Source organism: Priestia sp. JNUCC 25 (genome assembly GCF_053667915.1).
This window is the reverse complement of sequence record NZ_CM132211.1, coordinates 2,434,730-2,447,360: the sequence shown is the minus strand read 5'-3', so window position 1 is coordinate 2,447,360 and position 12,631 is coordinate 2,434,730. Positions and strand designations below refer to the sequence as shown.

General features: G+C 37.4%; 18 protein-coding genes. 5 read left to right on the top strand and 13 right to left on the bottom strand.

Features of this window, described 5'->3' with window-relative positions; genetic code table 11:
• Positions 1-13 precede the first annotated feature (13 nt).
• Positions 14-472, top strand: coding sequence for a MarR family winged helix-turn-helix transcriptional regulator (locus JNUCC25_RS12435; RefSeq protein WP_013057155.1), 459 nt, complete (start codon positions 14-16; stop codon positions 470-472).
• A 35-nt stretch (positions 473-507) separates the two neighbouring features.
• Here JNUCC25_RS12435 and JNUCC25_RS12430 read toward each other — a convergent pair whose 3' ends face one another.
• Positions 508-2,019 (bottom strand): class I adenylate-forming enzyme family protein, encoded by a 1,512-nt coding sequence (locus tag JNUCC25_RS12430; RefSeq protein WP_029321906.1) that lies wholly within the window; start codon positions 2,017-2,019, stop codon positions 508-510.
• Between the two features lie 411 nt (positions 2,020-2,430).
• Here JNUCC25_RS12430 and JNUCC25_RS12425 point away from each other — a divergent pair, with 411 nt between their 5' ends.
• Positions 2,431-3,075: an SDR family oxidoreductase gene (locus JNUCC25_RS12425; RefSeq protein WP_098526480.1), complete on the top strand. Its 645-nt coding sequence runs from the start codon at positions 2,431-2,433 to the stop codon at positions 3,073-3,075.
• Positions 3,076-3,110: 35 nt separating this feature from the next.
• On the opposite strand, the gene JNUCC25_RS12420 is transcribed toward JNUCC25_RS12425, so the two are convergent.
• The 10 genes from JNUCC25_RS12420 to JNUCC25_RS12375 form a co-directional block, all read right to left on the bottom strand.
• Complete coding sequence (locus tag JNUCC25_RS12420) at positions 3,111-3,731, bottom strand: NUDIX hydrolase (RefSeq protein ID WP_013057152.1); 621 nt, start codon at positions 3,729-3,731, stop codon at positions 3,111-3,113.
• A gap of 176 nt (positions 3,732-3,907) precedes the next feature.
• Complete coding sequence (locus JNUCC25_RS12415) at positions 3,908-4,183, bottom strand: hypothetical protein (protein WP_016764214.1); 276 nt, start codon at positions 4,181-4,183, stop codon at positions 3,908-3,910.
• A 126-nt stretch (positions 4,184-4,309) separates the two neighbouring features.
• Positions 4,310-4,735, bottom strand: a complete 426-nt coding sequence (gene fabZ, locus JNUCC25_RS12410; protein ID WP_013057150.1) for a 3-hydroxyacyl-ACP dehydratase FabZ — start codon at positions 4,733-4,735, stop codon at positions 4,310-4,312.
• A gap of 18 nt (positions 4,736-4,753) precedes the next feature.
• Positions 4,754-5,560: a cobalamin-binding protein gene (locus tag JNUCC25_RS12405; protein WP_013057149.1), complete on the bottom strand. Its 807-nt coding sequence runs from the start codon at positions 5,558-5,560 to the stop codon at positions 4,754-4,756.
• A 100-nt stretch (positions 5,561-5,660) separates the two neighbouring features.
• Positions 5,661-5,939 carry a hypothetical protein gene (locus JNUCC25_RS12400; protein ID WP_013057148.1) on the bottom strand — a complete coding sequence of 93 codons (279 nt, stop codon included), beginning with the start codon at positions 5,937-5,939 and terminating at the stop codon, positions 5,661-5,663.
• Between the two features lie 15 nt (positions 5,940-5,954).
• Complete coding sequence (locus JNUCC25_RS12395; protein ID WP_013057147.1) at positions 5,955-6,140, bottom strand: hypothetical protein; 186 nt, start codon at positions 6,138-6,140, stop codon at positions 5,955-5,957.
• Between the two features lie 133 nt (positions 6,141-6,273).
• Entirely contained in the window at positions 6,274-6,489 is a 216-nt protein-coding gene (locus JNUCC25_RS12390; protein WP_013057146.1) for a DUF378 domain-containing protein, read from the bottom strand.
• A gap of 133 nt (positions 6,490-6,622) precedes the next feature.
• The gene (locus tag JNUCC25_RS12385) at positions 6,623-7,096 is read right to left on the bottom strand and encodes a DinB family protein (protein ID WP_098277892.1); all 474 of its coding nucleotides are present in this window, start codon (positions 7,094-7,096) and stop codon (positions 6,623-6,625) included.
• A gap of 432 nt (positions 7,097-7,528) precedes the next feature.
• Positions 7,529-8,344, bottom strand: coding sequence for a protein-glutamine gamma-glutamyltransferase (locus JNUCC25_RS12380; protein WP_013057144.1), 816 nt, complete (start codon positions 8,342-8,344; stop codon positions 7,529-7,531).
• A 129-nt stretch (positions 8,345-8,473) separates the two neighbouring features.
• Positions 8,474-8,803, bottom strand: coding sequence for a hypothetical protein (locus tag JNUCC25_RS12375; protein WP_013057143.1), 330 nt, complete (start codon positions 8,801-8,803; stop codon positions 8,474-8,476).
• A 204-nt stretch (positions 8,804-9,007) separates the two neighbouring features.
• Here JNUCC25_RS12375 and JNUCC25_RS12370 point away from each other — a divergent pair, with 204 nt between their 5' ends.
• A complete protein-coding gene (locus JNUCC25_RS12370) occupies positions 9,008-9,412 on the top strand; it encodes a thiol-disulfide oxidoreductase DCC family protein (protein ID WP_140456821.1) in 405 nt (134 codons plus the stop codon).
• 21 nt (positions 9,413-9,433) lie between these two features.
• Positions 9,434-9,919, top strand: coding sequence for a hypothetical protein (locus JNUCC25_RS12365; protein ID WP_064471697.1), 486 nt, complete (start codon positions 9,434-9,436; stop codon positions 9,917-9,919).
• A gap of 269 nt (positions 9,920-10,188) precedes the next feature.
• Here the strand turns inward: JNUCC25_RS12365 and JNUCC25_RS12360 are convergent, their stop codons facing one another.
• Positions 10,189-10,749, bottom strand: coding sequence for a nitroreductase family protein (locus JNUCC25_RS12360; RefSeq protein ID WP_078081857.1), 561 nt, complete (start codon positions 10,747-10,749; stop codon positions 10,189-10,191).
• A gap of 235 nt (positions 10,750-10,984) precedes the next feature.
• Complete coding sequence (locus JNUCC25_RS12355) at positions 10,985-12,277, bottom strand: Glu/Leu/Phe/Val family dehydrogenase (protein WP_064471695.1); 1,293 nt, start codon at positions 12,275-12,277, stop codon at positions 10,985-10,987.
• 198 nt (positions 12,278-12,475) lie between these two features.
• On the opposite strand from JNUCC25_RS12355, the gene JNUCC25_RS12350 reads away from it, so the two are divergent.
• Complete coding sequence (locus tag JNUCC25_RS12350; RefSeq protein ID WP_181160217.1) at positions 12,476-12,631, top strand: hypothetical protein; 156 nt, start codon at positions 12,476-12,478, stop codon at positions 12,629-12,631.

Here is a 12,631-nt window from a genome sequence, read left to right as displayed (position 1 = left end):
GGAGGATTTACGCTTGACTGAACGTTATAGCAAAGAAGAGATTAGTCATCAGCTAGAAAGTATAGATCATGTAAAAGAAGCTCTTTTAAAATATAAAAACACCGTAATCGGTGAGAAATATGATTTGCTTCCCTACCATTTAACTTCAACAAAAGAAGCAATCTTAAAGACCATTCACGATAAAAAAAGCTGTATTGTTAGCGATATCACAAAAGTACTTGGACTCTCACCTGGTGCTATCACCATTGTATTAAATCAATTAGAAGATGATGAGCTTGTGAATCGTATTTATAAAAAGCAAAACCGCCGAAGTGTGTGGGTAGAGTTGACGGAAAAAGGCGAAAAAGTTGTCGAAATATTGCAAGCTACTCGTGTCGATTTTTGGTCAGATTTACTTTCACACTTATCAGAAGAAGAAAGAGATCAATACTTTCACATTATGAAAAAAATATCTCAAAAATTACAGCAATAAATATAAAAAAAGCGGCTATAAAGGCCGCTTTTTTATTATGCGTGTGCTAAGGCTTGTTTTTTCACTTCGTTTTTCAACACTTTTCCTACGCTGTTTTTAGGAAGTGATGAAACAAATACAACAGTTGGCACTTTATATGGTGCTAATCGTTCTTTACAGAAGTTCACTACATCTTCTTCAGTTAAAGCAGATGCTTCTTGTTTAACAACAAATGCATATGGAACTTCGCCGTACACATCATCAGGCATGCCGACAACTGTCGCTTCTAACACACCATCTGCTGCTAGGACAACTTCTTCTACTTGATCTGGGTAGATGTTGTCTCCTCCATATACAATTACATCTTTATAGCGTCCTTCAATGTAAAGAAATCCGTCTTCATCTAATCGACCTGCATCGCCCATCGCTAGCCAGCCATCTTGTAAGACAGCGTTTGTTGCTTCTTCGTTTTGCCAGTAGCCTTTAAATAGATAAGGGCTTCGTACAAGTACTTCACCTTTTTCTCCAGTTGGAACTTCTTGACGTGTTTCGGGGTCTACAATTTTAACTTCCACATGTGGAGCAGGTTTTCCAGCAGAGCTTACTTTCTTCCATCCCATTTGAGGATGCCATGAACTGATAATCCAAGCTTCTGTGCTTCCGTACCCTTGAGCTAAAATCATTCCGTTACGATCATATTGTTCAATTAAAGACTCTGATACTTTTGTTCCGCCTGACACAGCAAGTTTTAGAGGGAAATCATAGTGATCTCCTTTTTCAAGCTCTTCTACAATGTATTTTAATGCAGGTGGTAGTGCAAACAGCATTTTAATGTTTTCTTTTTCAATTACTTCAATTACTTTAGCTGGATCTGTTTCTTCAGAACATACCATTGTGTTTCCTGTGTTAATGCACATAAATAAAATGCTCATCGAACTCATGTGGAAGAATGGATGAACAAACAAATAGCGCATGCTTTTATCAATATTTGCACGTTCTTCCTGTCCGCCAGAATTTAAAAAGGCACTTACCGATCCGTGTGCAATCATACATCCTTTTGACTTACCTGTTGTACCTGATGTGAACATCATCAATGCTAGATCTTCAGGAAGTACTTCAGGAAGTGCTTCTGGTGTGTTTGTGTTATACGCTGAGAATTGAGTTGTAAATTCTTTTGCATCCTCAATTTTTAACGTAAAACTAAGTCCATCCGTTTGTTCCGCTTTTTCTAATACAGACGTAAATTCATTGTGGTGGATAATCGCTTTTAACTGTCCGCTCGTAATAATGCTATCAAGCTCATAAGGTGTCATGCTCTTACTTAATGGAACAACGACTGCTCCCACTTGTAAAATCCCCATTGTAACGACTGGGTAAGCAATGCTTGTATGAGCTAAAACACCAATACGGTCTCCTTTTTGAATTCCTTTCTCTAAGAAGTAATGAGACAATTGATTTACTTTTTCATGAAATTCATTAAATGTATAACGTTCATTATGTTCAACTAGTGCTTCATGTTGAGGAGAAATCTCTGCACGTTCTGCGACTAAGTATTGTAATGTGTTCATTTTATCCTCTCCTTTGTCCGCTCGGACTAAATATTTCGTTTATGAATATTTTAATGACTAAAACATAATAACAAAAAATTTTTCCGAAGTAAAAGTTTAAAATTATCAAAATGTGTTTATATAGGTTGTATCGGGAAATGTTAAAAGAGATACTGTTTTTAAGAAGTGTTGTATTACCAAGGGTTTGAGAAAATTTTACAAAATTTAAATAGTTCAGACACTGGGTTTAACGAACTATTTTTTTCCTTTTTTTGTTTGTAAATTAGTTTTTATTTCTTGTTTTTCATTTTTTTAATATATTTTCTTACTTTCCCCTTATTCACCGGATTTTGAGCTCATTTATTGAATGAAAACGGTGAATATGAAACAATAATATATAAGCATTTGGATTTGAAAGGAGCAAATTTAGACATGAAAGTTCTTGTAATTGGTGCGAATGGTCAAGTAGGCAAACATATTGTAAACATTTTGAATGAAAGTGATGTGCACACTGTACGTGCGATGGTTCGTAAAGAAGAACAAGCAAAAGAACTTGAGGCAAGAGGTATCGAAACGGCTTTTGCAAGCTTAGAAGGCACTGTACATGAAATTAAGGAAGTGATGAAAGGCTGTGACGCCGTTATCTTTAGCGCAGGATCAGGCGGAAATACAGGCCATGATAAGACACTTTTAATTGATTTAGACGGTGCGGTAAAAGCGATGGAAGCTGCAGAAAATTTAGGTATTAAACGATTTGTGATGGTAAGCGCACTTCAAGCACATCACCGTGAAAACTGGAATACTTCACTAATTCCTTACTATGTAGCCAAACATTACGCGGATAAAATCTTAGAAGCAAGCGGATTAACATATACAATTGTTCGACCAGGCGGATTGTTAAACGAACCAGGAACAGGACGTGTAGATGCTGGGGAGAACAAAGAGCGCGGATCCATTCCTCGCGAAGATGTAGCGCGTGTGGTAGTGGAAACGTTAAGTGAAGATCATACATTCGGACGTTCTTTTGATTTAGTTTCAGGCGATACGCCTATCGCAGAGGCTATTCAATCTATTTAATATAAAAAAAGCAGCGAATACGTATTCGCTGCTTTTTATTTATCATTTAATACATGTACTAAATGATAAATCACTTTTGCTGTCAGTCCCCATATGACTCGATCTTCATAGTAATAAAAATGTTCTTCCATCTCTCTTGTTTGCCAATTATAATTTTCACCACCAATAATCGCGTCATAAGGAAAATTATGTTCGGGTTCTACCCTGAAATGGATATTGTGTATATCAGGTTCGGTACGTTGGAAAAAAGAAAGAGGCACGGTAAATACTTCTGCTACTTCCGAAGGATTCGGTCGAAGTTCAAGCGACTCATCAATAAAACCTACATAAGGATAAATGATTGTTCCGAATTGAGAAACAATATAATCTAAAGCTTGTACTTGCTGAATAGATTCAGGCGTAATCCCTAACTCCTCGGATGTTTCACGGATAGCCGTTTCTTTTTCGTCTGCATCCGTCTTCTCGACACGCCCTCCTGGAAAACAAATTTCTCCGGGCTGTCTTCGTAAATCGAGCGCTCTTACCTCAAATAAAACATGTAGTTCCCCTTGTTTTTCAATAAGCGGAACAAGAATACCGAAGCGAGAAAACTGCTCCATCCCAAGAATTGTCGGTATCCGATTTTCTAACTTAGCTATAATACGGGATGCATCCATACGTCCACTTCCTTTCACAAAATGAATTATCAAAAGAATAGCGAGTTGTAAGCTACGATGTCAACTAACCTGCAAAAGAAAGCTGTTATCTTTAGTATATGAAGAGATCCATTCAATTGACACTACAATTGATAAAAATATATAACATGAATATAAATAAAAGCAGATAGCATCGGCTACCTGTCTTTTTGTTTTGTTTTTAACAACCCATAAATAAGTAAAAAGAATGCAACCACACTGATAAGCAATCCTCCTACTTGCTTATCAGTGAGTCCAAAACGAAGCTGAAGCCAAAAGATAACCAAGCAAATCAAAATGACACTGGTAGCTAAATAAAAGTAAATACTGTAGAAAAACGGATTCGTTCTTTTCCGTTTGTAGACAAGTAGTGAAATGCCTATATACGTACCCAATAGTGTGAGTAATACAACAACTTCCGTTAATGTTCTCACCGCATTCTCCCCTCTCCCTTTTTTCTTCTATACCCGGTTTCTTCTTTCATCAAAAGGAAGTTTGACTAAGGTATTTACAAAAAAAGCCCTTATGCCATAAAGCGGTTTCCTTCAATACACTTGCTTTTATATATCAAGAGCAAAGGTAATGACCGCTTCACAAGCTAACTCGCTGTCTACAAATGCTTTTCCTTTTCCTCTTACAATCTTTCCGCGCTGCTTGAGGACCTCAAATTCTAAACGCAGTGTATCTCCTGGCCTTACTTGACGCTTAAAACGACATTCGTCTATTCCTGCTAAAAAAGCAAGTCTTCCTTTTTGTTGGTCATCCGCAGCCATGGCAAATCCACCGAGCTGAGCAAGAGCTTCTACAATAAGTACCCCTGGCATTACCATATAGTCGGGAAAGTGGCCTTTGAAAAAAGGTTCATTTGCTGTTACTTGTTTGATTCCTACCGCAAGCTTTCCTTCTTCTTGCTCTAAGATGCGATCAACAAGTAAAAAAGGATAGCGGTGTTGAAGGGTATGTTTTATTTGTTTTATATCTTTCATATGTATGGCTCCTTTTTCTTATAATAAGGGGTCCTTACCGTCAAATGCAGGAAACGTATCTGGATGAAGAAGCGGCGCGAGTTTTTTTAACCCTAACAGCAACCTAGGTGAAGGACGACAATACAGCCATTCTTCTAGTACATATACGCGATGTTCTTTTATGGCAGACATGTCAGACCAGTTCGGTCTCTTGTGTAAAATCGTTGGATTCACTTTGTTTGTCTGTACGCCCACCCAAGCCAAACACACATGAAGTGGATTTCGTTTGAGCACTTCTTCCCAATCACTCTGTACATTTGCTTCTTTATGATCAGCAAATATATTTTCTCCTCCCGCTAACTCACTAATTTCAGTCAGCCAGTTTGCTTTGCCAGGAGTAAAGACAGGTTTTGGCCACCATTCCCAGTATACAGTGGCTTTTTCATCAATTTGATTTGCAATCCCTTTATATGTAGAAAGAAACTGATCATAACGCTTTAACAGTTCAGCTGCTTTTGTTTCAATGTTTAATCGCTGACCTAAATCCTGTAGATTTTGACGGATATCTTCTAGCGAATTAGGATTATATACAACATAAGGAAGCTTTCGTTTTTTTAGTTCTTCAATATTTCGCTCCATTCCAGGAACGCTTAGTGATGCTAGGACTAAATCGGGTTTAGCTTCTTCCACCGCGTCCATATTAATAGATAAATCGGGACCTAAACGCGGCAGACCTTGAATAGACTGCGGCCAATCGGAATAATCATCTATTGCTACGAGCAAATGCTCACATTTTAAATACGCTATTAGTTCTGTATTGCTTGGACAAAGCGAAACAATTCGCATAGTTCCCCTCCTGCATTCATTTCTTTTTTTCTATTATACAATAGATCCACATATAAAAAGCAGAGACTTTCACTGAAGTCCCTGCTTGTGGTGCTCTCTCTTATCCGCCCATCGCGTGATAAAAGAAGTAAAAGAAACCTAAACAGCCAAGTGAACTAATGCTTGTAGTTAAAATGCCGATTGAAAGCAACACCTGTCCGTCTTTTTTTTGTTTGTATCGCAGCATATAATAAAAAGCTAAACAGGTGCCAAGAAGTAAATAAATAGCCCATATGTAAGGTAGATTCTTTAGCTGAAAAATGTATCCTTGATTAAATAATAAACAGTAAATAAAAAAAAGATTTACGATAAAAAATATAGGAAGTACACGTTTCTTCATCTATTAAACCCTCTTCTACTCTTTATTTTCTGCTATAGTTGCTCTGTTTTGATTTCTCAGTTCATCCCGTATGTCACGTAAATATTGATTTCTCTCTTTCATTCGCTTTAAAACTATAACGATAACAGCTATAATACCAGCAATGATTCCTATATAAAGAACTCCAAACACTAAGATAGGTACTACACCCCAAAGCTCCATCTCATTCCTCCTATTTTTTAGTTATTACCTTATTTTACCGTATTTTGTAAGGATGTCACGTCTTTTATCCATGAAAAAGGGAGTTTGAATATACATTCAAACTCCCTAAAGAGATAATAAAAAATAATATTTATTATAGCGCTTTGCTTTTGACACTCGCTCCCGTTCCGAAGAACTTATCAAAAATTTGATAAAGAGCAGACAGGCCAACTAACCAATAAATCGTTGTTACTAACCAATCCCAAGAGCCAAATAGCTCTTCTACTACATTCACGCCTAATGCTACAGCTAACCAATTTAAACCGCCTAAAATCACAAGAAGAGTCGTTAAACCTGAAAGAAATTTCACGTTGTCACCTCCTTGCGAACTGCATTAGGAAAAGCAGCTCATGTTACATCTTATGCGCTGTATAGATTAGTATATGCATAGGCGCTATGTAAAATAGTTATAAAGAATATGTGATTTATTCTTTTTTATTTCCTTATTGTGCAGCTGCAGCTTTCCCAATTTGCTTAATCGTTTCTACATGCATCGCTTCGTGATAAAAGCTGAATAAAAACGTTTCACCAACTGTTGTAAAGTTGATGCCCGCTTTGTTTGTAAAAGGTGTGATCAACTGTTTGTCAAACTGCTGAGGCATGAACTCTTTAATACGATGTGCTTGATCTTTCAACACATTCGCAATTTCTTCAAGAGAAGGAGCAGCCTCCGTCCAATCGGCAGGTTTTGTTCCTGCGCCGAAAAAGCTTTCATAACTCTCGGGCGTTTGCATCGCTTCACCAGCTAAGCCAAACACAAGTTTTTCTTGAATAAAGGCAATGTGTCCAAGATTCCAGCGGATATTGTTATTGAATCCTTTTGGTGTGATGTCCGCTGCCTCTTCTGTTGTTTTTTCGAGGATACTAATCGTAATTCCTCTTACAACGTCCATATGTTTTAAAATCATGTTTTCCATCGTCTAATCTCTCCTTACGTTGTCGTATTAGATAAACTATTCAATGTCTATTGTGCACAAATTATCCCTTAAATGCCACTCATAACAGTTAAAGCTGAAAATAAAAGAAAACTCAAAAGAAACATCCCCCTATATAAAAACTAGGGGGATGTTTTAAGCAGAAGACTTCAAATTTGAGACAGGTCCTTTGTTTGGCTTCGGTTTTAGCTGACCTAGCTTATTTTTTAGATAATCTTTTAATGCGCCGCGTTTTCTCTTGCGTCTTTTATCACGATTTTTAATGGGAATCTCCTCCTTTCCTTTTAGTTTTAAGACCTGTGTATTAAATGGATTCTTCTTTTATACATAAAATCCTTTTGAATTCTCAAATTTACCTTCATGTAATTCTTTCCTTTTTACAAAAAAAGACCAAAGTATCAAACCTTTGATCAATCAAGCTACATACGTAATCGACCCAATAGTGGAAATAATAGCGCTGTTTCTGTCGTACCAAACAACGGGTTCGTATCTAACTGCAAAATAACTGAGGTGAGCGGTGTGAAGCCTGACAATTTCATCTGACAGGTAAGCTGATTGCTTTGCGTCGTCTTTTCTCTTTAAATTTAACACTTCAATAATTCTTTCCCGCGTCGTAATTCCAATTCCATGACCAAAATATAGAGTTTCATCTAATACAATTGTGTTTTCACCTTTCCACTGGGGAGTATCAGGGTTATAATCAGGATTTTTAAAATACGCACAGTCTCCGGGCAAGTAGTCAGATCCTTTATAACCATGGAGCTCAAGATCTTCATCATATTGCCAATCGTGTAAGTAAAGATCAGCAAAAAGCCTGTTAAAGTTTGCTTTTCCAATATTATTTAATACAGCTTTGTAAAAGATGATGATAACAGCCGTCGCGCACTCAAACGCATATTCGTGTCCGTTGTAAAAAATATCATCGATGGCCTGATGAGGAGAAACGGTAGGCAGTAGCTGAAATCCTCCGTTATCGGTTCTTTTCCAATACTTTTCGTTACACCTAGAACGTGCAAATGTAGCAAACCTGGCACCGCTTTTGCGCAGCAACACAGACGATTCAATAATTTGTAATTTAACAGATACATCAAAATCAAGCTGGTCAAATGTAGCATACTCATACACTTCCCTATAGGCATCCATCTGTTTTAAAATGTCTGCTTTTTCTTTTGTTAACGAACTATTATTTAGATCACTTATTTTCACAATTTGTTGGTTAACTTTAATCATAGACGTTCTCTCCTTTACAGAAAATGATATCAATCACTTTCTCTAACAGGATATTGATAAAAAAAGATTTTGTGTATCTTCATTTATTTAAAATCATGAAGATTAGAAAAAACGATGAAAGAAAGTAATTTAACCAATAATCTTTTCCTTTGTTCCTTTTTGTCCTTTTGTAACCTTTTTAAATATAAAGCGAGCAACTAACACGTACAGTGGTAATACAATAATGACGGCAATAACATTTAAAATCCAAGGTATTGTCCCCATAAAAACGTTTGAAGATGCTTTATCATACCAGCTCACAATAAGTATTAAAAAGAAAACACTGGATATAAAAGTACTTATATATCCCTTCTTATAGTTTGTACTTCTCACAGCAACAACAAAGCCAATTATCAATGAAATGCCTGCTGCAATTAAGATAAAAATCAAAAATAAGTTTGCTACCTTTTGAACGTCCATTACTTCCCTCTTTCTTATAAAATTTTCACTCCAGAATCTTCGTTACGTCACTTATAAAAAAAGTGAATTTGAGTACTTTAAACTCCCTAAAACAATTAACGCCCTTTTCTAGATACAATTCCTACAGTATTTTGATTAGACGCTTCATTTTGTTTTTGATTAAAATTTAGTAAATATTCATAAAAAAGGAAGGTTAGAGAAGTCATGCCCCTAAACCCATCACACCATCCTATTATTCTATTTGATGGTGTTTGCAATCAATGGGTTCAATTTGTCATCAAGCGGGATTCACGTGCTCTGTTTCGTTTTGCATCGCTTCAATCCGATACTGCTGAAACCTTGCTGAGTCAGCATAACTACGAGGACCCACCGCTTCAGTCGGTCATTCTTCTTATGAACGGGAATCTTTACACAGAGTCTACGGCCATCCTACATATTGTCCGCCGGCTTCGGGGGCCCATTCAACTGATGACGTGTTTCCGACTTGTTCCCGCATTCATTCGAAACCCATTCTATCGTTTCATTGCACGTAATCGGTATAAGTGGTTTGGAAAACAAACGTCATGCATGTTGCCAACCCCTGAAACTAAAATGCGATTTTTGGACTAAGCATACAAATGGAGGAAAACAATGCGTTTATCAACAAAAGAGAAATTTCGTTTAAGTATTCTTGCGACCCTAAGGTGGACCATGGCCATTACGTTTCTTATTTATGGAATGGCCAAAATCTACCCAGGACAATTTATAACAGGCGATTTCGTGTTTGATTCCACAAAAGATTCTGCGATGAAACTGGCGTGGTATTTCTTTGGGTATTCTGATTTCTACAACTATTTTATTGCTGCTGGCGAATTATTAGCTGCGTTGTTATTGGTAATTCCGCGTACCGCAACACTAGGGAACATTATTTTTCTCCCCATTATTGCCAACATCACCGTCCTTAACTATTGTTTCAACATTCCTGCCAAAGTGGCGTGTGTTCCGCTGCTTGCAATGAGCTTGCTATTAGTATTGATGGAATATTCAAAGTTAAAAGGCATCTTCTTTGTCAACACTGCTACCCCAATGCAGAAAGTAGACGTTCAATCATCCGAAAGGAAGGTGACCGTTAAATGATCGTCTTTCTTTTGCCGCCCATTATCTTCGGTTTGGCATGTACCTATTATTTTGGTCTTCGAAAAGAAGACTGAACACAGACAATTCCTATTTTGTTTTGACTAGTAGTTACGGAAACCAGAGAAGTTCTCCATAAGATACTAAAAATAACTGCTGCAGGTAAGCTAATAAAAGCGCAACTTAATGCCACTTTTCAAAAACAATAAAAAAGGCAACAGCTCAACTTATGAGCTGCTGCCTTTTATTTATAGAAACACAGAAAGAACCTTTTAACGATACCAAATCGTTTTATCTTGATATGGAATACGTTTTGATGAAGGTTCTTTATTAGGATGTCCGACGTAAATTAAGCCTAAGAGCTTATCGCCATCTTCTAGAGATAAAAAGTCATTCAGTTCTGACTGATAGACAATTTCACCGGTTCTCCAAATTGTAGCCAAACCTTGTTCTTCCGCTACTAATAGCATATTTTGTATGCCTGCTGCTACGGCAGAGATTTCTTCAATTTCAGGCACTTTTCCAGAAGGACTTACTGCTACAGCAATAATGACAGGAGCGCGAAGCGGTCCTTTTTTTGCTTTTGTTGTTTTTTTCAACGCTTCTTCTTCACTTAAGTGACCAGTTTTTTGCTTCATAATACGTTCCATTTCGTCTCCTAACCGAACGCGTGAATCCCCTGTAAACACTCGGAACTTCCAAGGCTCTGTCTTTTTATGGTTAGGAGCCCAAGTGCCGGCTTCTAACATAAGGTTAATAGCATTTTCTGATACGTCTTTGTCTTGCATAGCCCCAATCGTTCTTCTGGCTTTAATAATATCTAATACGCTCATGCTTTTTGTCTCCTTTTCTGCATTCAATTTATTAGTATAGGTATGTATATATCTTATATATAGAATAATTGAAAATCATTCTCACTGTCAAATGTTTTGATTATCAATTAGGTAACGATGAATATGCCAATTTTTTAAGCGTGTTTGTTTTTTTAGCAGTTTTTCTTTTAATTATTTGGCAGTTCCGGTAAATAAAAAACGATTTGGAACATAGAGTCCAAATCGTTTTTTCATCTTATACCCAGCCGCGGAAACGAGAAGCTTCAGCTGATTTTTTGATTCCTGCCATGTAAGCAGCAAGTCTCATATCTACGTCATTTTCTTGAGAGATTTGATAGATCGTCTCAAATGAATCCACCATTACCTTGCGTAATTTGTAAGCTACTTCCTCTTCAGACCAGTAGTAGCCTTGATTATTTTGCACCCATTCGAAGTATGAAACCGTTACGCCTCCAGCACTCGCTAAAATATCTGGCACTAAAAGCACGCCTTTTTCATCTAAAATACGCGTGGCCTCAAGCGTAGTCGGTCCGTTCGCTGCTTCGACTACAATAGAAGCTTTAATGCGATGAGCGTTGCGAACCGTAATTTGATTCGAAATGGCTGCGGGCACTAAAATATCACATTCTTTTTCTAATAGTTCTTCGTTTGTCATTACATTTGTAAATAAATTCGTGACGGTACCAAAACTGTCGCGTCGATCAAGCAGGTAATCAATATCAAGACCAAGCGGATCATAAAGAGCTCCGTATGCATCTGAAATGCCAATTACTTTTGCTCCTGCATCATGCATGAACTTAGCGAGAAAACTGCCGGCATTTCCGAAGCCTTGAATAATAATTCGCGCTTCTTGCAAGTTAAGGTTTTTCTTTTTAACAGCTTCTTCTATACAAATGGTTACTCCTTTAGCCGTTGCAGTTTCGCGTCCTTGAGATCCTCCGAGTACGATAGGTTTTCCGGTAATAAAACCAGGAGAATCGAACTCACGCAGTCGGCTATATTCATCCATCATCCACGCCATAATTTGAGAGTTTGTATAGACATCCGGTGCAGGAATATCTTTAGTAGGCCCAACTATTTGACTGATGGCTCTTACATAGCCGCGGCTGAGTCGTTCTAGTTCACCAAAAGACATGTTTCTTGGGTCGCATACAATTCCGCCTTTACCGCCGCCGTACGGAAGGTCGACAATTCCGCATTTTAAGCTCATCCAAATAGATAATGCCTTCACTTCCTCTTCATTTACTTCAGGATGAAAGCGTACGCCTCCTTTAGTAGGACCGACAGCATCATTATGCTGAGAGCGGTAGCCGGTGAAGACTTTTACCGATCCGTTATCCATTTTAACCGGAATGCGAACCGTCATCATGCGCAGCGGTTCTTTCAATAAATGGTATACTTCTTCACCATAGCCTAGCTTTTGAAGCGCTTCTTGAATAACCGTTTGAGTAGATAAAAATAAATTAAGTGATTCCTGTTCTTGCTGCTGTTCTTTTTTTAATTCACTAGTTGTTTTTGTAATGGACATTCTGTTCACCCCATATTAATCATTGAATTTTCTCAACGATTTAACATGCAATTCCTGTGCCAATTTCTGCTGCTTAACAACGCTTTTATATTATAAATAATCTGTATTAGCAAGCCTTATATTCCCTGCATAGGCTGATATTAGTATATACTTAAAGAAATAAGACAAACTATTTATACTGCAAAGGAGGAAAGTGCTATGTTAAATGAAAGAAAAGAACAAGAGCAAAACAATCACTGTATAGAATGCTGTTCCATCTGCGGAGAAAGGCTAACATCTTTTCAAGAAAAAGAAATATTCACATGCGACAGCTGCTTTGAACAAAAAGTCAACGATGTGCTTTCTGAGCTGTAA

Coding starts and splice junctions, on each gene's coding strand:
- JNUCC25_RS12395 (WP_013057147.1), bottom strand. CDS start 6,140: ATGGAGCTTTGGGGTGTAGTACCTATCTTAGTGTTTGGAGTTCTTTAT.
- JNUCC25_RS12365 (WP_064471697.1), top strand. CDS start 9,434: ATGCGTTTATCAACAAAAGAGAAATTTCGTTTAAGTATTCTTGCGACC.
- JNUCC25_RS12385 (WP_098277892.1), bottom strand. CDS start 7,096: ATGGAAAACATGATTTTAAAACATATGGACGTTGTAAGAGGAATTACG.
- JNUCC25_RS12405 (WP_013057149.1), bottom strand. CDS start 5,560: ATGCGAATTGTTTCGCTTTGTCCAAGCAATACAGAACTAATAGCGTAT.
- JNUCC25_RS12430 (WP_029321906.1), bottom strand. CDS start 2,019: ATGAACACATTACAATACTTAGTCGCAGAACGTGCAGAGATTTCTCCT.
- JNUCC25_RS12380 (WP_013057144.1), bottom strand. CDS start 8,344: ATGATTAAAGTTAACCAACAAATTGTGAAAATAAGTGATCTAAATAAT.
- fabZ (WP_013057150.1), bottom strand. CDS start 4,735: ATGAAAGATATAAAACAAATAAAACATACCCTTCAACACCGCTATCCT.
- JNUCC25_RS12375 (WP_013057143.1), bottom strand. CDS start 8,803: ATGGACGTTCAAAAGGTAGCAAACTTATTTTTGATTTTTATCTTAATT.
- JNUCC25_RS12355 (WP_064471695.1), bottom strand. CDS start 12,277: ATGTCCATTACAAAAACAACTAGTGAATTAAAAAAAGAACAGCAGCAA.
- JNUCC25_RS12360 (WP_078081857.1), bottom strand. CDS start 10,749: ATGAGCGTATTAGATATTATTAAAGCCAGAAGAACGATTGGGGCTATG.
- JNUCC25_RS12370 (WP_140456821.1), top strand. CDS start 9,008: ATGCCCCTAAACCCATCACACCATCCTATTATTCTATTTGATGGTGTT.
- JNUCC25_RS12420 (WP_013057152.1), bottom strand. CDS start 3,731: ATGGATGCATCCCGTATTATAGCTAAGTTAGAAAATCGGATACCGACA.
- JNUCC25_RS12425 (WP_098526480.1), top strand. CDS start 2,431: ATGAAAGTTCTTGTAATTGGTGCGAATGGTCAAGTAGGCAAACATATT.
- JNUCC25_RS12350 (WP_181160217.1), top strand. CDS start 12,476: ATGTTAAATGAAAGAAAAGAACAAGAGCAAAACAATCACTGTATAGAA.
- JNUCC25_RS12400 (WP_013057148.1), bottom strand. CDS start 5,939: ATGAAGAAACGTGTACTTCCTATATTTTTTATCGTAAATCTTTTTTTT.